Here is a 23,472-nt window from a genome sequence, read left to right as displayed (position 1 = left end):
TGATGTCGGCCTTACTGGCCCCATCGCTGGCAGGCCAGCTCCCACAGGTTTATCGGTGTTCACACGATTTTGTGATCACCCACAATCCCTGTGGGAGCTGGCCAGCCAGCGATGGGGCCATCCGTTACCCCCTCAAGGCTGAATCAGACCGTCAACCGCAACCGCGCCAAATCCCGCAACGGCGGCGCCCCGAACAACCGGCTGTACTCCCGGCTGAACTGTGACGGGCTTTCATACCCGACGCGATACCCCGCCGCCGACGCTTCCAATCCTTCCGCCAGCATCAACCGCCGCGCTTCCTGCAACCGCAACTGCTTCTGATACTGCAACGGACTCATCGCCGTCATGGCCTTGAACCGGTGATGCAGCGTCGACACGCTCAAATTCACCTCCCTGGCCAAATCATCGATGCGCAGCGGCTGCTCATAATTGCCATTGAGCCATTTGATCGCCTGGCTGATGCGATGGCTCTGACTGTTGGCGATGGCAATTTCATACAACCGATAGCCCTGCTGACTGCGCAACAACCGATAGAGAATCTCCCGACGAATCAGCGGCGCGAGCATGGCGATGTCTTTCGGTGTGTCCAGCAATCGCGCCAGGCGCAGCACCGCGTCGAGCATCGCCGTGTCGATCCGTTCGACATACAGGCCACGCCCGGTCGGACGGGTTGGTACGCCGAGCGGGCCGGCGTCGGCAATCAGCGCGGTGATTTCCGCCGGGTCGATGTCCAGCCGTACCGAGAGGATCGGTTCATCAGACGTGACGTTCACGATCCGCCCGCTCAGGGGCATGGAAACCGACACCACCAGGTAATTCAGCGGATCGTAATTGAAGAATTCGTCCGCCAGCCTGACCTCTTTGCGCCCCTGCGCCATGATGCACAACGCCGGTTGCGCCAGCACCGGGGCGAAGTCATGGGACTTGCTGTGTTTGCCCAGAAACAGCGAACCGACGGCGGTCTCATAATTGCCATCCTCCGTGGTGTTACGACGGATGATGGCCGCCAGTTCCGCGCGCTGTTTCTCCATGTCGGCGTCCAGCGGGGCTTGAAAGTGATCGAGCGACGACATGCAGGGCATCCTCGGCGAAGCAGTGGGAATGAGCTGAGCTTAAATTTGTGCAAGGCGCAGCGGTAGACACATCCTGCCAAAAGCTTGCCTGATTCTGCACGAGGTTGCAGAGGCGGGTGGTTCTGGCGGTTTAGCACAGGGAAAACTTGCTCGAACCTCGTGTTTCAGCGCCGTGACAGGTTTTACACATTGTTACAGGTGCTGAAGGCAGCTTCGCAGGATTGTGCAACAAGCCGGCAGGAATCGACTAACAGGGCAGCGTGCGGGCGCTTAACCTTGGATCCTGTCGCAGCCCGTCCCACGGCTGCCACTCGAGTACCTGGGAGGGTTGAACATGTCTACGCAGATCCCCGTCAGTCATATGGCCTTTGTCCGCGCCCGCGCCGGGCGTTCGGCGGAGCTCGGTGCGCGCCTCAGCGCCTTGATCGAACCATCGCGCACCGCGCCCGGATGCCTGAGCTTTACCCTGCAGCATTCGCAATGCGATCCGGAGTTGTGGCTGGTGTCCGGTTTCTGGACCCATCAGCAAGCCATGACCGCTTATTTCAACACGCCGGCGATGGAGATTTTCGCCGAGCTGGTGCAGGAACTGGTGGTCAACAGCCTCGATTTTCATACCTTCAAAGAGGTCTCGGCTGTCCAGGCGCTGGGTCAGACCCAGTCCTGGGTACACAAAATGGCGGGTTGAGGGTTTAATGGCTCGACTTTCCATCAGCCAGGATCCGCGACATGGCACGCAAAGCCTTTGACACCTTCGAAGCCGTATCCGCTGTAGTGCCCCGCGAAGGCGGTTACTACGCGGCGATTGCCACCAAAGCCATCGGTGGCTCGGGTGCACCGCGCTTCAACAAATTGCTGGAAGAGCAAACCTTCAAGACCGCCAGAGAAGCGGACGAGGCTGCCGCCCTGCAACTGACGCACCTCAAGGGCGTCGGCGAAGACGGCGAGCTGATCTGGTAACTACTTGACCGCCCCCGGGCGGAACATCTTGAACAAGGCCTCCGGCCCCAGCTGGAAATAATCCGCGGGTCCGCCACCGCGCAGAATCGGTTCTGCCGCGGCGGTGTCGTACACGCCGTCCTTCAGCAGCCATTTGGCAATGTGCACGGCCACCACTTCGCCGAGAATCAGCCAGCTCGGCACTACGTTGCCGTCGGCCCGCTGCAACTGAATGATCTGCGTGACCTTGCACTCGAAGGACACCGGGCTTTCGGCAACCCGTGGCACCTGAATGACTTTCGACGCCACAGGCGTCAGCCCGGACAACTCGAACTCGTTGACCTCCGGCCCGACCATCGCGCAGCTCTGGTTCATCTGTTCGGCCAGTGGCCGGGTCGCCAGGTTCCAGGCGAACTCGCCGGTCTGCTCGATATTGTTCAGGCTGTCTTTGCGCCCGACGCTGGAGAACCCGATGATCGGCGGAATGTAATTGAAGGCGTTGAAGAAACTGTACGGCGCCAGGTTCAGGCGGCCGTCGGCATCCTGGGAAGAAATCCAGCCAATGGGGCGCGGGCCGACGATGGCGTTGAACGGGTCATGGGGCAAGCCGTGGCCGTTGGCGGGTTCGTAGTAGTGGATGTCGTCGGGCATGGCATATATTCCGGGAGGATCGGGAGGCAGTCATGGTGCAAGGACGAACGGATAATTTCCAGCGATGAGATTCAAATATGGGAGCGAGCAGGCTCGCTCCCACAGGGTTTTGTGTCGGGCAAAGAAAAGGGGCAGACCCGTTAAGGTCTGCCCCTGTTTTTGTGGCGCTAACGAACTCAGTCCGTCTCGATTCGCGAATGCTTGCGGGTGTCTTTCATGGTGATGTACACCAGCAACGACACGGCGATGCACGCGGTGACATACCAGTAGTAACCGGTTTCCATGCCGATGCTCTTGAACCACAGCGCGATGTATTCAGCGGTGCCGCCGAAGATCGACACGGTCAGCGCATACGGCAAGCCAACGCCCAGTGCGCGGATTTCGGTCGGGAACAGCTCGGCTTTCACCACCGCGTTGATCGAGGTGTAGCCGCTGACGATGATCAGCGCCGCCATGATCAGGAAGAACGCGCCCCACCAGCTCTGGATGGTGTGCAGGGTGGTCAGGATCGGCACGGTGAACAGCGTGCCGAGGATGCCGAAGGCAATCAGGATCGGCCGACGACCGACTTTATCCGACAGCCCACCGATGATCGGTTGCAGGCACATGAACAGGAACAGCGTGGCAGCGGAAATGGTGGTGGAGTCGGAGATGCTCATGCCGACGGTGTTCACCAGGTATTTCTGCATGTACGTGGTGTAGGTGTAGAACGCCAGGGTGCCGCCCATGGTCAGGCCGACCACGGTCATCAGTTCCTTTGGATGGCGCATCAGCGTGCGCATGGCGCTTTCTTTTTTCTCTTTCTTGACCTTGGTGAACGACTCGGTCTCTTCCATGCCACGACGCAGGTACAGCGCGACCACGGCACACAGTGCGCCGATGGCGAACGGGATGCGCCAGCCCCAGGCATACAGCTCTTCGGTGGTCAGGAAGTTTTGCAGCACGATCAGCACGCCCAGCGCGATGAGCTGGCCGGAGATCAGGGTCACGTACTGGAAGCTGGAGAAGAAACCGCGACGGTCCTTGGTCGCCATCTCGCTGAGGTAGGTGGCCGAAGTGCCGTACTCGCCGCCGACCGACAGGCCTTGCAGCAGACGCGCGAAAATCAGCAGGATCGGCGCGCCGATGCCGATGGTTTCATACCCCGGGCTCAGGGCGATCAGAAGTGAGCCGAAGCACATCAGGTACACCGAAGCCATCAGCGCTTTCTTGCGCCCGGCCTTGTCGGCATAGAGACCCATCAGCCAGCCACCGATCGGGCGCATCAGAAAGCCCACGGCGAAGATCGCAGCGGTGTTCAGCAGTTGCGCGGTGGTGTCGCCTTTGGGGAAGAAGGCTTTGGCGAAGTACAGCGAGAAGGCGGCGTAGACGTACCAGTCGTACCACTCGACCATGTTGCCGACCGAGCCGCTGAAAATCGATTTGATGCGACTGGCGGTGGTTCTTTCTTTGGCCGGCACGGCAGCCGACCCAAGGGGCAGGGCGTTGGAGTTATCCATTGAAGGATCCTTCGTTTAATTGTTTTTGTGGAGCGCGTTGAAACGCAGCCTGCGTGGGCTATAGCAGGAGCTGTGCCAACGGAATGAGGGCCGGTTTAGAGGGGTGTTGAGGTTTAAGTGAGCGGAAATCCGCTTATTGGGAATTGGGGGTGAGCGGATAATCGCTTATGGCCCTGGGATTTGTGTTTGTGTGTGCCGGCCTCATCGCGAGCAGGCTCGCTCCCACAAGGGGCCGGTGTACACAGTTCAAATGTGGGAGCGATCCTGCTCGCGATGAGGCCGGATCAGGCAACAAAAAATCAGCTGTCTTGCAGGAACATCTCCCGCGTGAGCCCATGCCGCTGCATCTTTTCATTAAAGGTCCGACGGGGCAGTTGCAGCTCTTCAAGCACTGCCTTTACATCGCCCTTGTGTCGGGTCAGCGCCGCGCGCAGGCAATGTGCTTCGAACGCTTCCGCTTGCGCCGCCAGCGATTGGCCGGGATCCATCCCGACCGGTTCCGGCTCACCCAGACCCAACACCTGCCGCTCGGCCACGTTCGCCAGTTCACGCACATTGCCCGGCCAGTCATGGCTCAGCAGATGGCTCAATTGCGGGCCGCTCAACGGCGGGAACGTGCGGCCCAATCGTTCGGCAGCGCTGTGCGCAAACGACTCGAACAACAGCGGAATGTCTTCGCGACGCTCACGCAGCGGCGGCAAGCGCAATTCGGCGACGTTCAGCCGATAGGCCAGATCCTCGCGAAACCGCCCGGCCCGCGCCTCATCCAGCAGATCGGGTTTGGTCGCAGCGATGATCCGCAAGTCCACGCGGATGCTCTGATTGGAACCCAACCGTTCCAGCTTCTGCTCCTGCAACACCCGCAACAGTTTCACCTGCTGGGCCAGCGGCATGCTTTCGATTTCATCGAGAAACAGCGTGCCGCCATCGGCGTATTCGAGCTTGCCGATGCGTTTGCCCTGAGCGCCGGTGAAAGCGCCGCTCTCGTGACCGAACAGCTCGGCCTCGAACAACTGCTCGGGAATCGCCGCGCAATTGAGCGCGACAAACGGTTTGCCGGCGCGCGGCCCGAAGTCGTGCAGGCACCGGGCAACCAGCTCCTTGCCGCTGCCGGTTTCACCACGGATCAACACGTTGACCGGCAACGCCGCCAGGTCCAGCACTTGCCGACGCAGCGTCTGCAAGCCACGGGACACACCCAGCAGCGTCGCGTCGAGTTTGGCGCGGTTGTCGGCCTGCTCATGCAAGGCGCGGTTTTCCAGCACCAGCCGGCGCTTGTCCAGCGCCCGGCGCAGGCTGCCCAGCAGGGTTTCCGGGCTGAAGGGTTTTTCGAGGAAATCGTAAGCGCCATCGCGCATGGCATCGACGGCCATTGGCACATCGCCGTGGCCAGTCAGCAGAATCACCGGCAAATCGGCGTCACGGCGCTGCACTTCGGCCAGCAGTTCCAGCCCGGTCATGCCGGGCATGCGCACGTCGCTGAGGATCACGCCGGGGAAATGCTTCGGCAACTGCGCCAGGCACTCCTCGGCGCGGCTGAACAGTTGCACCTCGAAACCCGACAGGCTCAGCCATTGTTCGACGGCGCTGCGGATACTGCTTTCGTCGTCGACCACCATCACTGAATTCAGCATGCGCCAGGCGCCTCCGGGTCGATGGGCAGGGTGAGTGTGAACACCGCGCCGTTGTCGTGATTATCGGCGCTCAAGCGTCCGCCCGATTCGTGAACAATGGCAAAGGATACGGCCAGACCGATGCCCAGGCCATCGCCCACCGGTTTGGTGGTGAAAAACGGGTCGAACACCTTCGCAAGATTTTCCTCGGCGATGCCACTGCCGTTGTCGATGACATTCAGGCGCCACAGTTGTTCGTCGGCTTCGAGGCGGATTTCCAGGCGTTTGCAGGGTTTGTCCTGCATCGCATCCAGCGCATTGCGCAGCAAGTTGATCAGCACCTGTTCCAGACGAATCGCATCGCCGCGCACCCAGGCCGGGCGCGTCAGGTGCAGCACGGTGCTGACCTGTTCATCGCGCAGGCGCGTGTCGAGCAGCTCGAGCGACTGATCCACCACCGCTGCCAGGTCCAGGCGTTCGCGCAAGCCGCTGGGGCTTTTGCGGGCGAAGGTTTTCAGGTGGCCAGTGAGGGCGGCCATGCGCGTCAGCATGTCATCCACCGGTTTCAGTGCCTTGTAGGCGTCGTCGATGCGGCCGTGATCGAGCAGCAGACGCAAGGTCGCGAGTTGCATGCGCTGGGCGGTCAGTGGCTGGTTGATTTCATGGGCCAGGGCGGCAGACATCTGGCCGAGGGCCGCGAGTTTGGCCGATTGCACCAGGCCGTCCTGAGCCGTGCGCAGGTCGCGGGTGCGTTCTTCCACCAGTTGTTCGAGCTCTTCGCGACTGCGCTGGCGAATTTTCGCCAGGCGCCAGCGCTGGTTGAGGAAGAGCAGGAGAAACACCAGTGTCAGCCACAGGCCGGCAGCGGCGAGTGCGGCGTTGCGACTGTCTTCGAACGCCACCTGGGGGCGGCGCAGCAGGTGCAGGGTCCAGCCTTCGGTGGTCAGCGGCAGGGATTCCCACAGGTAATCCGTTTTGCCGTCCGGGCCATCGACCTGCGCCAGCTCACTGTTGTCGTCGAAGCGGCGCAGCGATTGATAGTCCAGCAGTGTCAGCGGTTGCTTGTCGTATTGGCGGGTGGCCTTGAGCTCGGCGTGATCGCTCTCGCTCAGCGGTTTCAATTGGCGATAGCGCCAGCCCGGCCGATTGGCGATGAAGATGATTCCGCGTGCATCGCTGACCAGCAGCGTGTCGCTGCCCTGACGCCATTCGCGTTCCAGTTCCGGAAACTCGAGTTTCACCACCATCGCGCCGAGAAACTTCCCGTCGTCACCCGTGACGGCGCTGGACAGGAAGTACCCCGGAATCCCGCTGGTCACCCCTACTGCATAAAAGCGCCCGGTGCCCTGGGTTCGGGTCTGGCTGAAATAGGGACGAAAACCGTAGTTGTGGCCGACATAACTGCTGGGCAAACGCCAGTTGCTCGCCGCCACGGCAAGGCCGGTGTGATCAAGCAGTTCCAGGGTGGAGGATTGCGCGGCACCGTTGATCTTTTCCAGTTTGCGGTTCAGCACATCCTGTTGTTCGGGCGTTACCGGCCCTTTGAGCGCCGAACGCAGTTCCGGGTCCAGCGCCAGCACGGCGGGCAGGGCGCGGTAGCGTTCGATCAGGGTATGCAGGGAGGTGGCGTACAAACCCAATTGCAGATTGGCGCGGGCCGCGTCTTCCACCAAGGCCTGACGCTCGGCGTGACGCATGGCCAGGGTGGCGGCGAGGGCTGCACCGGCGAGGATAAGAAAGGTGTACAGCGTCAGGCGCAGGGTTCGGGAAATCGGAATCATGGAGCGCGAGTCAGACTGACGATAGGAGGCGCAAGATAGCATGTGGGCTGTCTTGCGCCAGCGATCATCTCATGACATCGGCCGCCTTCTTGACTTATCAGAAGTTGATTCTCTGGCGCATGCGTTCCATTTCTTGTGGCAGTTGCCCCAACGACACTACAGCACGTCTGTTCGATCTCAGATCATCAATACTCAAATGTGCTTCATGCATTCTGTTGGCCAGCCCGGTTTGACTGGACGGGCTGCTGGTGGGTTCGGCATCAAGGTGTTGAAGCATTCTTGGTGTATTGAGTATCAGGTTTTCAAGCAAGGAGACGCCACCTACATCTTTGGCATCGATCTCATAGAAATAATAACCATTTGGCGATTGTGCTGCGTAAAAAAGCGCCCCTTCGAGCGTCTCCGCGACAATCAACGCCTCGTTACAGATCATTTTACTGACGGCAGTGAACTCAGTTGAAGCTTCGAACCCCTCGTTTAGCACCTCTTCAGGCTTACGCCGATCTGCCCGGTACACTTTGCCGCCAAAGCTGGTTCTTTCCAGCAAGTTTGCATCGTTCCAATGGTGATCGGGTTGATCGGGGTCCGCATTCAGAATGTCGAGGACGGCCTTTTGATCAGCCGTCGGTGGGGGCGGCGGGACCTGGCTTTTAGCAGAGTCCTGATAATCCATGGACTCATCATTCAGTTCGGGTGCAGGAGAAGGCAGCGCTTCATATTCAACTCTATATTTGAATAATTCTTCTACATACTCATCGTCAGCCGGCCCCCACGTACGCCCATCAGAATCTGTCCTGCAGACGGGGTTATTGCCGCAGAACCAATACAAGTTGAGGCCGTCCACCGAGCCAGCGGGATCCGGATTCACCCATCGCCCCAACCACGGCGCGTAATACCGAAACCCATAATAATAAAGCCCGCAAGCATTCCGTTCCTTGCCCGAATACCGAATGGTCTTGTAATCGGCATCAACACGCGAACGAGCCGCCCACCAGGCTGTACCGCCAAATGGGTAATAGCCTTCATGACTGATCACACCTGCGTGCTCGTCCAGTTCCAGACTGCAAGACCCCACATGATCGTCGACGCTGTAGCGCAGTTGATCAGCGTCGATATCATCGGGTTTGCCCTTGACCCAATGCAGGCACCGCACGCTGCCACGAGCCAGTGGAACGCAGATGACCTGAAGTTCTTCGTCGTCTTCGGTTGTGCGCACTTCCAGTCCGGGCAAGTAATGGACGACACGTCGGTGGGTAACGGCGCTGCCCTGTTGGGCACTGAATTTGACGACCCGTTCACCGCCAGCGCTGTAGCGATACCCTTCACCGTCATCGGCGGCGGTCGTGCGGCGAACGGTGGTCACGCTTTGTAGCTGATTCAGCGCATCCCAGTTCATCGCCTGAGCACCGGGAACCAGCCGTTGCAGATTGCCATTCGCGTCGAAGTCACGCAGGAAGTCCGGTTCGTCGTCACCCTCGTTCCAGGGCAAGGCGCGGTTGCTGTGCGGATCGACGCGCAGCTGTTGCCTGAACGGATTTCTATCACTGACATGGCGCAACCCGGTGCGGTTACCGCCCGCGTCGTACTCGTAATACTCGGTGTAGTTGAGTAGCCTGCCAGGATCGATGGGACTGGGAATGATGAGTTCCGGCAAACCGGGGGGCTGACCGGCATTGGCGGTCTCACGACCCGTGGCGCAGGTCAGCTGGTAAAGGCTGTCGTAGGAAAAAGTGTTTGCTGCCTCTACACGCTGGTTGGCGAAAAACGTGATGGGTTGGGTGTGGTCCAGCAGTCGCAGAATGTTGCCGACCGGGTCGTACTCAAAGCGCAGATCCTGCAAACGAACGCCTGCCGAGGTGATGGCGGTCAAGCGTTCCAGCCGACCGCCTGCTGCCTCGTAGGTCGCACTGCTGGTGACGTCGTTGCCGGTCAGCTGAGTCAGCAGTTGGCCTTCGGCGTTGTAGCTCGCCGCTTTCAACAGCGGTTGCCGGCCTTGAGATTCGAGGGTCAGGTCAATGCGCTGCAATTGCCCGGCGCGATCAAGGCTGAAGTGCTGTCGGTGACTTCCGGCATCGGTTTGCTCAAGCACTTGTCCCAGCGACCCGAAGCGGGCGGTGGTGGTGTACCCCACGCCGGGTTGCAACAGGGTGTCGCGTTCCGCTTCGACAACGGGCCAGTGGGGATGGACTTCGCATTGGTCCGGTAAAAACCGTCGACGTTGCCGGACGACTCCGCCGCTGAGTGCCTGCTGGTCGAGCCACACTGCACCGGCTCGATCATCGTGGCGGATCAGTTGCCCGCACTGGTTGCGCTTGGCAAATTCGCCCGCGTTGTCGGCATAGGTCAGGCGTTCAACGGTGCGTACGGTCAAGCCCTGCATGTGCTCATGGACTGCTGTCAGCCGTCGCTGTACGTCGTAATCAAGCTGCCAATGACTGCCTCGACCATCCCAATGCTCGCGCATTTGCCCGGTCCCGTCCGGTAAACCCAGGCGCCATCCGGCGTCGAGATTTTCAGTGCACAACGCAGTGCCGGACAAGCTGTAAACCGTGGCCGTGTTCGGGCGGGACCCAGGCGCGAGGAAGCGCGGATCCCGTTGCGCAACCAAACGGCCGGCCGCGTCGTACTGCTGAGCCGTCACCCGCGATTCAGGCTTGAGTTCGCTGGCGTCCCGCCGCCAGTACGCCACCTCACGTACTGACAGGTTACGGTTGTCGATGACTCCAACGTGTGGAGTTTGTTCATCAATGGCTGGCATCAATGCAGCGTTCTGTTGAGGCGCCGTGTTGCTGCGGGTGGTTCATCAAACAGATCGTTTTCATCGAAGGCGATGACGTACCAGCAGCGGTAGCGCTGTTCCCGGCGCAACGGTTTGAGTTCCGAATTTTCGCCTTGCGGCATTTTTTTTGCCAGGATGGTGTGGGTCGGTCGGCCGGCGGCGTCGTAGAACTGCTGGTCGTGATAGGCGAACACGCGTAGCGAGTCATCGTTGATACGTCGGAACTGATCCGCGAAGTAAGGCCGGTAGATGCGCACTTTCTCGCCCTTGTTGTTGTATTCGACCGGTTCGCTGACCCGCCAGCGCCGTGTGGCTTCGGCTTCTTCCGGCTGGCCATCTTCCTTGAGTTTCAGCGTGCCGTCTTCCAGCACCACCCAGGCCTTGCCAGGCTCGACTTCCTGTTTGGTTTGCAGCACCCGGCCAAAGCCATCCTGATGGAGGATGGCGATGCGAATCTGTAACTCCGGATCACCCGGGTAACGGTCCGCTTGCAAGGTGGCGACGTGAACAGGTTCTCGGTGGGCGGCGTCGACGTATTGCTGAAGAAGCTGTTCTTGCGCACTCGGGTTTTCGAGCGCCAGCACGTGCTGGCGGGCGCGATCGCAGAGATGCCCGCTGGGCAACACAAAGCCTTGTTCCCGTGCCCAGGCCAACCATTGCGCACCCGGTGACTCGGTCTTGGGGATTTGCCCCATCCAGCTCAATGCATCGCTGAACATGGCCATGGCGAAGTTGCCGATGGCAACCTTGGGCGATTCGATGGCGTGAGCCGGGCTGCGATCTGTAGGGCGCACGTAGTCCTGTAGCGGATCGAAGCCCACTGGCAGGCCCAGTTCGGTGCCATGAAAACTGGTGACCAACACTTCGCCAAAGGCGTTGTAACACGCTTCCTGAGTGTTTTGGTTGGGGTCTTTGATGGCTGCGGGCAAGAACGTGCAGTAATCGACATCGAGGATCTGGGTGACACAACCGTCCGGTAACTCGATTGCCGTGTGCAGGCACCAGTAGGGGTCATACGTGACTTTCGTGACGCCGTGACTTTGCGTCTGCTGGAAGGATTCGACATTGTAGAAACCCTCCGGACCAAGGTAGCGCGGGAAACCACGGTGCACGGACCACAGGTAGTTTTTCGCATCGGTCGGATCATCAGGCTCGGCCTGTTCCACCTCGGGCAGGAACCACTTCATGATGTGATAGCCCACTTCGGGGGATTCAAGCTTCTCCTTGAGATTGAAAGGCATCTGCCCCTGATCATCCTTGAGTTTGTCGTAAGCGCTCAAGGCGTGGGCATCCAGTTCGGCGATTTCCACGTAGCCAGGCAGCGCGTGAATTGTCGCGTCGCCTTTTTCCATGGTCTGGTGGGTGGCAGGGTCAATGTATAACTGCATCGACATGCCGGCGAGCACCGACTGCTTCGCCCACTCCCCCTCGTCCTCGCTCCACGCCAGGAAATTCTCGTGATGGATATCCTTGATACTTAACTGCGCCTTTTCCAGTACCAGCGCATTCCCGCGCTCGCGATACGGCAACCCCAGTCGAAAAGGCGTTCCCGGTTTCCAGGTCGCTTCATCGTACAGATGGATGAGTTCGGCCTTGGACTCGGTCAGATACCAGCGCTGTTGCGCCTCATCGTGGGCGTCCTTCCAGTATCGGTTGTCATGCTCGTCGTCGAAGGGCGGTGTTTCGTCGGTTTTGCGCCGTGCGTAGTAGACGATGAAGGCGTGCAGCGGACTGCCGAACTCATCCCATTTCAGATTGAGGGTGTGCTCGCAGCGTGGATCGTCGGGCATTTCAGGTTCGTACTGATAGCTGATCGATTCCAGCGCCATGGGTTGCAGCACGGCATAGGGGTAGTGCTCGCTTTTCGCCCGCAGCAGGCGCACCAGAAAGCGAGCTTCCGTCACCGCATAGGGCACCACTGGATTATCCAAAGCGAACACTTCAGAGCGCAATGTCGAGCCACTGAGCGATCGTGCGATCTGGCGGGTCGTTTCCTCGTCAGGCTCAAGCGGTTCTCCAACCCTGTCCCGTAGGTGGAAGCGTTCCAGTTTGGTCGGTTGCAGCGCAACAGCCTGCGCATCGTCGCTGTAATACCCGACCCTTGGCTGATTAATGGATTTGCCAACGTGAAACCAGGTTTTACTCAGGATCGGAGCGGTGAACCCCAAGGTTGCACGTACCGCTTCGGTGGCTTCGGTGTCGGTCTGCAATAACAGGCCAAAACCGCGAAACTCCCGTTCGAAGGGGTCGTAGTAACCCTGGCGGTAACTCATGAGCTGGGTCAGTTTATTGCCGGTGATTTCATCGACCTGAGTCTGGCGCTTGACCAGATGCATGGCGAATGGCAGTTCGGACTCGACGACGGCGTCCTTGTCGATCAGGTGATGTTCGTATTCCTCATCGAGGAACTCCTGCGCCGAACTGCGATAGTCGATAAAGCTGAGGGCGCCCATGTTGTTGTTGCTGCGGTTGACCAGGTAGGGCTTGGCGTTGACGAAATCGTAGCGCCAGTGCCGGGGAGACATGTGCGGTACGGTCAGGATCAGGCTGGTGCAACCCATTCCCAGCAGGTCCGCCGTGGTGACCTGACACAACCGATCGTAGCGCACGCCTTCGGGCCAGGGCACTTCGACAGGTTCGGTGACGAAGCCCTTGCCGCAGTGGTTCATGAAGATCAGAAATCCGTCGGATTGCAGGTAGATCAGGTCCGTTGCGCCTGAACCGTCGAGGTCCGCCAGGAGCACTTGCGAGGCATTGAATGTCTCGTAAGGAAACGTTGGTGAGCTGAGCACGATTCTTGTCCCGAAGCGCCCATGGCCGAGGTTGGGCCAGCACTCCAGGCTGTTGTGACGGATACGGAACAGGTGCTGTTTGCCGCTGCCCAGTACATCACTGAAGCCCACCACTTCGGTTTCTGAATTGCTCGGCAGTGGCAGGGCATCGTCTTTGTCGTGTTCAACATTCCGGCCGGCACTGAACCCCTGGTCATCGCCCAGATTTGTGTACAAACGCACACTGTTGCTGCCGATCAGGGCCACGTGAGTGCGACCGTCGCCGACCAGATCGGTCATTTGCGCCTGAGGATGGAAATATTCCAGCGGAAAGGCTTTATAGGGGACAAATCCTGACCACTGGCGGTCAGGATTCAGGGTGAAACAGCCGTTCATGGTCGGGGCGTGTACGCCCCATTCGAGCTTGCCGTCACCGTTCAGGTCAGTGAGCGTCTGACGCAGCGATTTACTGCTGTCGGCCAGCGGAATGTATGGCAGTTCTTTCAAGTCGCCGTAGCGAACGTCATCGCTGGGGTAGTTATCGCGCAACGGTTCGCGGTAATACCAGGCCTTGTCATAGCGGCATAAAATGCCGGGCATACCTTTGCTGTACAAATCCACCAACTGGTAACGCTGACCGTCATTGAGGCCTGGCATCTGCGGGAACGCTTTCCAGCCGGGTTGATCAGCTTTTTCCAGATCGAAGGGCGCGTAGTTGAATTCGAACGGTGGCCGGCTCTCGATATCGTCTTGCTTGCCGTAAGCCTGAAGATGAGCGGCAGTCAGATGGTTGTAGTCCAGCGCGCCTTGGTGGTGCTCCAGAAGAAGCCGTTGAACCAGTTTCGGTGAGTTACCCAGTTCGTCGCGGAAATGGTGAAACATCATGACTTGTCTGCACAGACGTCGAGTGCCCAGTTCAAATCCGTAATCGTGATTCCAGAACGGGTCGCTGCGTTCCAGCCATTCGCCGTACTGATCGCCGCCCGATGTGTAAGGTGGACCGTATACCGGTATTTGCGTCAGGTCGTGACTGCGTTCGCCGTAATCGAACAGCAGATGAAAATGGAAGTCGACGTCTTTCCATTCACCGACTTTCAGCGAGTACAGTTCAGGCTCCGCCACTGCATTGCCATAGAGCACCCGGTGCAGATACCGCTGGGCACGATAGTCGCGAAAATCCGGCGCGACCGGTTTTTCCGTTTCGGCCTTGTATTCATAGACGATGTGCTCACCGCGGGGAGTGACGGTTTCGTCCAGCAGCCAGACCCCGACGCGTTCAGGTTCCAGCGCTTTGCTCTCGTCCCTTGGTTCCGCCCGGCGCGACGCCAGTGTCTTGCCATAGACATGGCGATTGCCATCGGCGCTATGAATCAGCCAGAAACCTGCCGCATCGTCGTCACTGATCAGCCGTTCGATTTTGGCAAAACCGCCCTCGATGCGTGGCTGATAGCGAATGGCTCGATAGCTGGTTGTCCCGAGGGTGACGAGTCTGTCAACGATCTCGCCGTCGGCATCCAGCTCCGGCATCCAGGTTTCGCCGTCGGCGCCGACCAGCAGATCCTTGCGCTTGTCGTACAGCGGAACGCCCTTGCTCGTGCGCACCGTTATCGCATTCACGGTCAAATGCCAGCCAATACCGAAAATACTGTTGCCCACGTGACTGCTGTAGCCAAGCGAAAGGGCCGGCACCATTTCCCGGTTGGGCGCCTGGGAAACGGGCAGCGGTATGGCCAACGAGGCCGAACCTGTCGTGCCCACTGCCCCCCAGCCGCCAAAGCTGGCAATGGCGCCACCGATTTTCGGTTGGGCGGGAGCTGAAATATTGATAGTGCCTTTTTGTTCTTCCGTGGCCATTTCCGTTTCCACCTGACAAGGACGCACAAGTGCATTCAACTTATCAGGGGAGGCGGTGGTTGTGACCTGTCATATCTGACAGGTCTGCCTTGTTGGCCGGGAAAATCCCTGGCTACTCCAGGCGAAAAAAAACCGGCTGTCGTCACCAACAGGCCGGTTCTTTTCAGGGGGGGCAGCGTAACTTACTGCACTTCCACCGCCAGACTCTCACTGATCTTCTTCTGCCAGATAGCAGGCCCAGTGATATGCACCGACTCACCCTTGCTATCCACCGCAACCGTCACCGGCATGTCTTTCACGTCGAACTCGTAGATCGCTTCCATGCCCAGTTCGGCGAAAGCCACCACGCGAGACTTCTTGATCGCTTGCGCCACCAGGTAAGCCGCGCCGCCCACTGCCATCAGGTAAACGGCCTTGTGGTCCTTGATCGCGTCGATCGCGGTAGGGCCGCGCTCGGATTTGCCGATCATGCCCAGCAGGCCGGTTTGCTCGAGGATCTGACGGGTGAACTTGTCCATCCGCGTTGCAGTGGTCGGACCGGCAGGGCCAACGACTTCTTCGCGCACCGGATCAACCGGGCCGACGTAGTAGATGAAGCGACCTTTGAGGTCCACTGGCAGGGTTTCACCCTTGTTCAGCATCTCGACCATGCGCTTGTGCGCGGCGTCGCGACCGGTGAGCATCTTGCCGTTGAGCAGGACGGTTTCGCCCGGCTTCCAGCTCTGCACGTCTTCCGGGGTCAGGGTGTCGAGGTTGACGCGACGGGCCGACGGGCCGGCTTCCCAGACGATTTCCGGGTAGGCGTCCAGCGGTGGCGCTTCCAGGGTCGCCGGGCCGGAGCCATCCAATACAAAGTGCGCGTGACGGGTGGCGGCGCAGTTCGGGATCATGCACACCGGCAACGAAGCGGCGTGGGTCGGGTAATCCATGATCTTCACGTCGAGCACGGTGGTCAGGCCACCCAGGCCCTGGGCGCCGATGCCCAGCTGGTTGACCTTCTCGAACAGCTCCAGGCGCATCTCTTCGATACGGTTGGACGGGCCGCGCTTTTTCAGCTCGTGAATGTCGATGGATTCCATCAACACTTCCTTGGCCATCACCGCGGCTTTCTCGGCGGTACCGCCGATGCCGATGCCGAGCATGCCCGGTGGGCACCAGCCGGCGCCCATGGTCGGAACGGTCTTCAATACCCAGTCGACGATCGAGTCGGACGGGTTGAGCATGGCCATTTTCGACTTGTTCTCGGAGCCGCCGCCCTTGGCCGCCACGTCCACTTCCACGGTGTTACCCGGAACGATGGAGTAGTGGATAACAGCCGGGGTGTTGTCCTTGGTGTTTTTACGAGCGCCCGCCGGGTCGGCGAGGATCGAGGCACGCAAGACGTTTTCCGGCAGGTTGTAAGCCCGGCGCACGCCTTCGTTGATCATGTCGTCCAGGCCCATGGTGGCGCCATCCCAACGCACGTCCATACCCACGCGGACAAACACGGTGACGATGCCGGTGTCCTGGCAGATCGGGCGGTGGCCGGTGGCGCACATGCGCGAGTTGATCAGGATTTGCGCCATCGAGTCACGGGCCGCTGGCGATTCTTCGCGCAGGTAGGCTTCGTGCATCGCCTGGATGAAATCAACGGGGTGGTAATAGGATATGAACTGCAGGGCGTCGGCAACGCTCTGAATCAGGTCGTCTTGCTTGATCACGGTCATGAGTCGCGCTCCTCTAAAAGACGGGAACATTCAATAAGGTGCTTGCAGCTTGGGTGCATCGGTCGGTTGCAAGCACCTTTCAAGGCACGCCGGGCATGCTGGCGCGACGCTAAAAAGGCGCGGCAGTATAACGCGCCTCGCAGGCGGGCACACGCGCCGGCAGTCAATCGTTGGTCGCATACCGCCCACATATGAATATTGCAGAGGAACCATTGTGGCGAGGGAGCTTGCTCCCGCTCGGCTGCGAAGCAGTCGCAATAGAATCAACGGAAAAAAATGCAGGGGCCGCTTCGCAGCCCAGCGGGAGCAAGCTCCCTCGCCACAGGATTCTTGCAACATCGGGTCATCGCTTTGACGCCAGTTTTATGCGTTGAAAATTGAATGGTCATTTGTCAGACACGCCACTAAAGTGGCATTCGGTCTGTAGAGTAGGACACTCGGTCAGCCTCCTTTCGCACGGTGAGTCAACGATTGACCCATAACGCCATCCAGCGCCTTTTGCTCAAACGTTTTGCCCTCGCAGCCGGCACCTACGCCCTGGCCCTGCTGCTGCTGTGGCTGGCGTTTTTTACCGGCCATTACGATGAGCCCCTGGCCAATGTCGCTGTCGGCAGCGCGCTGGTGGTCATCAGCCAGGCGACGTTGTTCGCGGTCTTCTACAGTGGCTGGAACCTGCGGTTCTCCGACCCCAGCCTGACCGAAGCGCAAGTGTTGCTGGGGCTGGGTTGGCAAACCTGGCTGGTTGCCAATCTGGATGAGGCACGCGGCGCTTTTCTGGTGTTCTACGTGCTGATTTTGCTGTTCGGGCTGTTTCATCTGTCGCGCCGGGCCTTTGTGCGGTGCGCGCTGTTGGTGTTTTTCAGTTTCAGCGCGATCACGCTGTGGGAGGGCTACCACTTCCAGTTGACCGACCCGGCACTGGCCGCGTTGCAGGTGTGCGTACTGTTTATCGTGCTGGTCTGGCTGGAGCTTTACGCCCGCTACGTACAGGCGTCACGCCAACGGATGCGCCAACGCCGCTTCGCCTTGCAGGCGCATCAGGACACCCTGCGCGGAATGATGCGCCAGCTCGAAGACCTGGTCGCCACCGACGAGTTGACCGGGCTGTTCAACCGTCGGCATTTCCTGCGCCTGGCCTCACGCGAACTCAACGCCATGGAGCTCGGCGTGGTGCATGGCCTGGCGCTGATCGACCTCGACCATTTCAAACGCATCAACGATGTGCACGGCCACGCTGCCGGCGATCAGGTGCTGCAAGCCTTTGCCGGTGTGGCCAGCGCCTGTCTGCGTGAGGGGGACGTGCTGGCTCGTTATGGCGGCGAAGAGTTCGTGTTGCTGCTGCCCGACTGCAGCCCGGAACGCCTGACTTCCTGCTGCGAGCGGTTGCGGATTGCTTTCACCGACGTCGAGTTGATCGGCCTGAAGGTCGGCAATCTCAGCCTGTCGGCAGGCATGACCCTGCTGGAGCTGGGCGATGATCTCGACGACGCTTTGCAGCGCGCCGACCAGGCGCTGTATCGCGCCAAGCGCGACGGCCGCAATCGTTGCGCGGCGGCGTGGGAGAACGTCGATGCCTGAGTTACGGGTCGGCGATCGTCAATGGTCGGTGGCGTCTGGCAGCAACCTGCTTGATGCGTTGAATCAAAACGGCGTGTCCGTTCCTTACAGCTGCCGCGCCGGCAGTTGTCATGCGTGTCTGGTGCAATGCACGCAAGGATTGCCGAGCGACAGCCGGCCCGATGCCCTGAGCGCAGAGCAGCGTCAGCAAGGCTGGCGCCTGGCGTGTCAGTGCCAGGTGGTTGAGGATTTGCAGGTGCATGCTTTCGACCCGCAACAGGACGGTCGTCCGGCCGAGGTCGCCGCCGTCGATTGGTTGAGCAGCAGCGTTTTGCGTCTGCGCCTGACGCCGCAACGCCCGTTGCGCTACAGCGCCGGGCAGCATCTGGTGTTGTGGAGCGGCAACGTGGCGCGGCCTTATTCCTTGGCCAGCCTGCCGGAAGAAGACCGCTTTCTGGAGTTCCATGTCGACTGTCGCCAACCGGGCGAATTCAGTGAGGCGGCGCGTCAGTTGAAAATCGGCGATCCGCTGCGTCTCGGCGAATTGCGCGGCGGGGCCTTGCATTACGATCCGGACTGGCACACCCGGCCACTCTGGCTGATGGCCGCCGGAACCGGGCTGGGCCCGTTGTTCGGCGTCTTGCGCGAAGCCCTGCGCCAGGATCACCAGGGCGGCATCCGCGTGATTCACCTCGCCCATGATGCCGATGAGCATTATCTGGCCAAACCTCTGCAGGCCATGGCCGCCAGCCGCCCGAACCTCAGTATCGAACTGTGGACGCCGACCGAGTTGCCCGCGGCTTTGGCGCAACTGCGGCTTGTTTCCCGGCAAACCCTAGCCTTACTCTGCGGGTCCCCCGACAGCGTCGATGCCTTTGCCCGGCGCCTGTATCTGGCGGGACTGCCGCGCAATCAACTGCTGGCCGACGTCTTCCTGCCTCGCGGTTGAGCGCTGACTTTGTAGCGAGCAAGCACTCTCGCCACAGTTGATCCTCTCAGATCAGGACACGCCATGCCCGATGCCATCCAGATTGAACGCGAACGCGGCCTGCTGACGCTATGCCTGAACCGCCCCGACAAGAAAAACGCCCTGACCCGCGCCATGTACAGCCATTTGGCCGAAGCGCTGGAACAGGCTGACACCGACCCCGAAATCAACGCGGTGCTGATCACTGGCAGCAGCGAATGCTTCACCGCCGGCAACGATATTGCCGATTTCCTGCAAGCGCCTCCGAGCAACCTCGACAGCCCGGTGTTTCAGTTCATGCTCACCTTGCTTGAATGCCGCAAGCCGGTGATCGCTGCCGTGGCAGGTGCAGCGGTGGGGATCGGCACGACGTTGCTGCTGCATTGCGATCTGGTCTACATCAGCCGCGACGCTCGACTGCGCATGCCCTTCGTCAACCTCGGTTTATGCCCGGAGTTTGGCTCCAGCCTGCTTTTGCCTCGATTGCTCGGGCATGCCAAAGCGGCGGAACTGTTGCTGCTTGGTGAAGGTTTCAGTGGAGAGCAAGCGGCCGAGTGGGGTATTGCGACCGAGGCTTTGGGCAGTGGCGAAGCCGCATTGGCCAAGGCGCGGGAGATGGCGCTGCGTTTCGAATCGCTGCCACCGGAAGCGGTGCGCATCAGCAAGCAATTGATGAAAACCCCGGATCGCGAGCAATTGCGCAAGGTGATAGAAGAAGAGGGCGCGTTGTTCACCCAACGGCTGCGCTCGCCGGAAGCGCTTGCGGCGTTGTCGGGGTTTATCAACCGACATTGAATCGACGGGGGCCGGTCGGGCCTCATCGCGAGCAGGCTCGGTACACCACAAATCCCCTGTGGGAGCGAGCCTGCTCGCGATGAGGTCCGCCCAGACACTGCAGCTTCAGGATCAGAAACCAAAAGCCCCGCCATTCACATGGCAGGGCTTTGTTTTTTCAGCAGCCGCTCACTCAGACCTGCGGATCGCCAACGTGCAGGATTTTCATCCCGTTGGTGCCGCCGGTGGTGTGATAGCTGTCGCCCTTGGTCAGGATGACCCAGTCGCCTTTCTCCACGACGCCGCGCTTGACCAGCTCGTCGATCGCCTTCTGGCTGACTTCGTGTGGCTCCAGCGAGGCCGGGTCGAACGGAATGGTGTACACGCCACGGAACATCGCTGCGCGCGCCTGGGTTTCGCGGTGGGGCGAATACGCATAGATCGGTACCGAAGAACGGATACGCGACATGATCAGCGGGGTGTAGCCGCTTTCGGTCAATGCGATGATCGCTTTGACGCCCGGGAAGTGGTTGGCGGTGTACATGGTCGCCAGCGCGATGCTCTCGTCGCAGCGGGTGAATTCCTTGCCGATGCGGTGGCTGGAGGTCTTGCCGGTCGGGTGCTTTTCAGCGCCGACGCAAATGCGTGCCATCGCTTGCACGGCTTCCAGCGGATACAGGCCGGCGGCGGATTCGGCGGACAGCATCACGGCGTCTGTGTAGTCGAGCACGGCGTTGGCCACGTCGGACACTTCGGCACGGGTCGGCATCGGGTTCTGGATCATCGACTCCATCATCTGGGTCGCCACGATCACAGCCTTGTTGTGGCGGCGTGCGTGCAGAATGATTTTCTTCTGAATGCCCACCAGCTCGGCGTCGCCGATTTCCACGCCCAGGTCGCCACGGGCAACCATCACCGCGTCGGAAGCCTGGATCAGACCGTCGAGGGTTTCATCGTCGGCCACGGCTTCGGCGCGTTCGATTTTCGCCACCAGCCAGGCAGTACCGCCGGCCTCGTCGCGCAGTTGACGGGCGTAGTTCATGTCGGCCGCATCACGGGGGAAGGACACGGCCAGGTAGTCGACCTGCATTTCTGCGGCGAGCTTGATGTCGGCCTTGTCTTTCTCGGTCAGGGCCGGAGCAGTCAGGCCACCGCCGCGACGGTTGATGCCTTTATGGTCCGACAGCGGGCCGCCGATGGTCACGGTGCAGTTCAGTTCGGTGGCGGTGGCGGTATCGACGCGCATCACTACACGACCGTCGTCGAGCAGCAGCTCGTCGCCCACGCCGCAGTCCTTGACCAGGTCCGGGTAATCGATGCCGACCACTTGCTGGTTGCCTTCGGTCAGAGGATGGCTGGTGGAGAAGGTGAATTGATCACCGATCTTCAGCTCGATCTTCTTGTTGGCGAATTTGGCGATACGGATTTTCGGGCCTTGCAGGTCACCCAGCAGGGCCACGAAGCGGCCGTGCTTGGCAGCGAGGTCACGCACCAGCTTCGCGCGAGCCTTGTGCTCGTCGGGGGTGCCGTGGGAGAAGTTCAGGCGGGCGACGTCCAGGCCAGCCAGAATCAGCTGTTCGAGAACTTCCGGCGAGTTACTGGCCGGGCCAAGGGTAGCGACGATTTTGGTGCGACGGACGGACATGCATAGACTCCTGAGTTCAAGCGCTGAGTGAGGCTACTATGGTCTCCGGTTGTAGTCATTGTTCGTTTGCACTACTTATTCGTTTATATCTTTAAACGAACAATCTTGAAGATTTTGCGCCACGGGTCGATACAGAACTCAAGACAGGAGAACCCCCATGCGATTCGTGCTCATAGCCATTCTTGCCCTCAGTGTTGTGGGCTGCACCCGTTTTTCGATGAACCATCATTTGAATAATGCCTACAAGGCTTATGACCGTGGCAATTGCGAGCAAGTGACGCTTGAACTGTCCAAAGTCGAACGCGCCAGCCGCGCGCGGTCTTACGTATGGCCGGAAGTGTCGATGCTGCGCGGTTTGTGCCTGGAACGACAAAAGCTGTTTGTCGATGCGGCGCAGACCTACCAGTTCATCATCGCCTCCTACCCGCAAAGCGAGTACGCCTATCGTGCCCGCGCCCGACTGGAAACCTTGCAGTCGCTGGGTCATTACCCGCTGCGCAACTCTGCCGCCGTGGTTCGCCCGACCCGGTTCTGATTGCATCCAGCGGCTGGCTCACTGGCGGTGGTGAGCTATAGTCGAATAAGCCGGTTTAGAGCCTTGCTGTCAAGCCGACGTAACACCTGTGATCGGCAGGAGTAAGCGACAGCGGTTCCATGGACTGTCGCACCGGGATCGGGGAGAGCGCGCCCATTGCCTATCTATAAAGGCAGGCCCGTTCCGAAGCATTAGTGCGGCCCTGCTTAAGGGCCTTGCTGGGCGAATTGCGCATGTTCACTGACCGCCGGATCGAGCGGCATCAACTGCCGTATTTTCTGAAAGTGTTCAACAGCGTCACTGACAAACCGATTGGTTTCCTGGGCAACGTCTCTGAAGACGGGCTGATGCTCATCAGTCAGTTACCGATGATGATCGGCGCCGATTTTGATCTGCGCTTGAAAATCCCCATGGCCGATGGCTGCCAGCAGGTCATCGACCTCAAGGCCTGCTGCCTGTGGTGCCACGAAGACGCGACACCTCACCACTATGACGCCGGGTTCAGCCTGCAATGGGCACCGCCGGAGTATGGGCAACTGGTGGCGGCGTTGAAGCAGTACTTCAGTTTTCAGCCGTTGCCGGCTTCGGCCTGACGTTTTGCGGCGCCGGTGCAATTGCTTTCGTCGAAACGCCGCCCGGAGCTTGCTCGCGAAAGCGCCGGACCAAACAACACATCCTGAACGTATAGAGACTAAGCCGCGCTGAACGCCTGTCCGTTTTCCAGCGACTTCTCCACCCGCAACAACCCAACTCACTCAATTGTTAAATCGCCACTGCCAGATGCCGGGGGATTGTCTTCAAGGCTCTCGGCCAAATCAAGCTGCCTGAGGGGAGCCACTCGTCGGGACTGTCAGTTATTACAGGTAGCCATTCGCTGTTTGGTTAGGTAGCAATAGCCAGGAGAACGCTATTCAACCGCAGGAGAGCGAAAACATGACAGCAGTTCAGAATGACCCGAAATCCAATCTAGCGGCCCCTGTTGTAAACACACCTCAATCTCATAAGGCCTACTACGCCCATGCTGGTCGTAGCCTGAGAGTTGAACTTGAGGAAGGAGAAGGAGGGCGTTTAACACCTGATGGTTTTCAGATCGACTTTCATCCTTCTGGGCCTATGGGAACATACAAAAATCTACACGATAGGCACTTTTGGCAGGATCTGTCGCCGGGGCCCCACCAACTGCATGCGGTCAGTAAACGGCAAGATCAGGATAATTCCCCTTGGACCTTTGTTGAATGGTTCTATGTATTGACCCCCCCTGCGACATCCTCTCTGGACTATGCACCGCACAAGATCGAAGACCGTTCATCGTGACTGTCATTTATCAC

The 23,472-nt window shown here is 59.8% G+C and carries 17 protein-coding genes; 8 read left to right on the top strand and 9 right to left on the bottom strand.

The genetic code is table 11. The features are described 5' to 3' along the window. Positions 1-143: 143 nt before the first annotated feature. Positions 144-1,073, bottom strand: coding sequence for an AraC family transcriptional regulator (locus B723_RS30295; protein WP_017340520.1), 930 nt, complete (start codon positions 1,071-1,073; stop codon positions 144-146). A gap of 334 nt (positions 1,074-1,407) precedes the next feature. Here B723_RS30295 and B723_RS30290 point away from each other — a divergent pair, with 334 nt between their 5' ends. Beyond that, a complete protein-coding gene (locus B723_RS30290) occupies positions 1,408-1,761 on the top strand; it encodes a putative quinol monooxygenase (RefSeq protein ID WP_017340519.1) in 354 nt (117 codons plus the stop codon). 41 nt (positions 1,762-1,802) lie between these two features. Continuing rightward, complete coding sequence (locus B723_RS30285; RefSeq protein WP_017340518.1) at positions 1,803-2,033, top strand: hypothetical protein; 231 nt, start codon at positions 1,803-1,805, stop codon at positions 2,031-2,033. Here B723_RS30285 and B723_RS30280 read toward each other — a convergent pair whose 3' ends face one another. The 7 genes from B723_RS30280 to B723_RS30250 all read right to left on the bottom strand — a co-directional run bounded on the left by B723_RS30280 (position 2,034) and on the right by B723_RS30250 (position 16,666). Further along, positions 2,034-2,663, bottom strand: coding sequence for a flavin reductase family protein (locus B723_RS30280; protein ID WP_017340517.1), 630 nt, complete (start codon positions 2,661-2,663; stop codon positions 2,034-2,036). A 176-nt stretch (positions 2,664-2,839) separates the two neighbouring features. Continuing rightward, positions 2,840-4,162 carry an MFS transporter gene (locus B723_RS30275; protein WP_017340516.1) on the bottom strand — a complete coding sequence of 441 codons (1,323 nt, stop codon included), beginning with the start codon at positions 4,160-4,162 and terminating at the stop codon, positions 2,840-2,842. A gap of 299 nt (positions 4,163-4,461) precedes the next feature. Further along, positions 4,462-5,796: a sigma-54-dependent transcriptional regulator gene (locus B723_RS30270; RefSeq protein WP_017340515.1), complete on the bottom strand. Its 1,335-nt coding sequence runs from the start codon at positions 5,794-5,796 to the stop codon at positions 4,462-4,464. Continuing rightward, positions 5,790-7,556 carry an ATP-binding protein gene (locus B723_RS30265; protein WP_017340514.1) on the bottom strand — a complete coding sequence of 589 codons (1,767 nt, stop codon included), beginning with the start codon at positions 7,554-7,556 and terminating at the stop codon, positions 5,790-5,792. Before B723_RS30265 ends, B723_RS30270 begins: the two co-directional genes overlap by 7 nt. 97 nt (positions 7,557-7,653) lie before the next feature. Beyond that, positions 7,654-10,314: an RHS repeat domain-containing protein gene (locus tag B723_RS30260; protein WP_017340513.1), complete on the bottom strand. Its 2,661-nt coding sequence runs from the start codon at positions 10,312-10,314 to the stop codon at positions 7,654-7,656. Beyond that, positions 10,314-14,960: a SpvB/TcaC N-terminal domain-containing protein gene (locus tag B723_RS30255; RefSeq protein ID WP_017340512.1), complete on the bottom strand. Its 4,647-nt coding sequence runs from the start codon at positions 14,958-14,960 to the stop codon at positions 10,314-10,316. The genes B723_RS30260 and B723_RS30255 overlap by 1 nt, the downstream gene beginning before the upstream one ends. A 182-nt stretch (positions 14,961-15,142) precedes the next feature. Further along, a complete protein-coding gene (locus B723_RS30250; RefSeq protein WP_017340511.1) occupies positions 15,143-16,666 on the bottom strand; it encodes a fumarate hydratase in 1,524 nt (507 codons plus the stop codon). A gap of 471 nt (positions 16,667-17,137) precedes the next feature. On the opposite strand from B723_RS30250, the gene B723_RS30245 reads away from it, so the two are divergent. The 3 genes from B723_RS30245 to B723_RS30235 all read left to right on the top strand — a co-directional run bounded on the left by B723_RS30245 (position 17,138) and on the right by B723_RS30235 (position 19,985). Beyond that, positions 17,138-18,244, top strand: a complete 1,107-nt coding sequence (locus B723_RS30245; protein WP_017340510.1) for a GGDEF domain-containing protein — start codon at positions 17,138-17,140, stop codon at positions 18,242-18,244. Continuing rightward, positions 18,237-19,172 carry an iron-sulfur-binding ferredoxin reductase gene (locus B723_RS30240; protein WP_017340509.1) on the top strand — a complete coding sequence of 312 codons (936 nt, stop codon included), beginning with the start codon at positions 18,237-18,239 and terminating at the stop codon, positions 19,170-19,172. The genes B723_RS30245 and B723_RS30240 overlap by 8 nt, the downstream gene beginning before the upstream one ends. A gap of 63 nt (positions 19,173-19,235) precedes the next feature. Next, positions 19,236-19,985, top strand: coding sequence for an enoyl-CoA hydratase-related protein (locus B723_RS30235; RefSeq protein ID WP_017340508.1), 750 nt, complete (start codon positions 19,236-19,238; stop codon positions 19,983-19,985). A 172-nt stretch (positions 19,986-20,157) separates the two neighbouring features. On the opposite strand, the gene pyk is transcribed toward B723_RS30235, so the two are convergent. Beyond that, on the bottom strand, positions 20,158-21,609 hold the full coding sequence (pyk, locus tag B723_RS30230) for a pyruvate kinase (RefSeq protein WP_017340507.1): 1,452 nt from the start codon (positions 21,607-21,609) through the stop codon (positions 20,158-20,160). Between the two features lie 157 nt (positions 21,610-21,766). Between pyk and B723_RS30225 the strand changes: the two genes are divergently transcribed. From B723_RS30225 to B723_RS33285, 3 genes are all read left to right on the top strand, one after another. Further along, on the top strand, positions 21,767-22,144 hold the full coding sequence (locus B723_RS30225; protein ID WP_017340506.1) for a tetratricopeptide repeat protein: 378 nt from the start codon (positions 21,767-21,769) through the stop codon (positions 22,142-22,144). 233 nt (positions 22,145-22,377) lie between these two features. Then, positions 22,378-22,737 (top strand): PilZ domain-containing protein, encoded by a 360-nt coding sequence (locus B723_RS30220; RefSeq protein WP_031319091.1) that lies wholly within the window; start codon positions 22,378-22,380, stop codon positions 22,735-22,737. A 340-nt stretch (positions 22,738-23,077) separates the two neighbouring features. Next, positions 23,078-23,458, top strand: coding sequence for a hypothetical protein (locus B723_RS33285; protein WP_144425288.1), 381 nt, complete (start codon positions 23,078-23,080; stop codon positions 23,456-23,458). Positions 23,459-23,472: the final 14 nt, after the last annotated feature.

Source organism: Pseudomonas fluorescens NCIMB 11764, assembly GCF_000293885.2.
GTDB classification, from domain to species: Bacteria; Pseudomonadota; Gammaproteobacteria; order Pseudomonadales; family Pseudomonadaceae; genus Aquipseudomonas; species Aquipseudomonas fluorescens_B.
The sequence above is the reverse complement of the archived record's forward strand: the minus strand, read 5'-3'. Positions and strand labels throughout refer to the sequence as shown.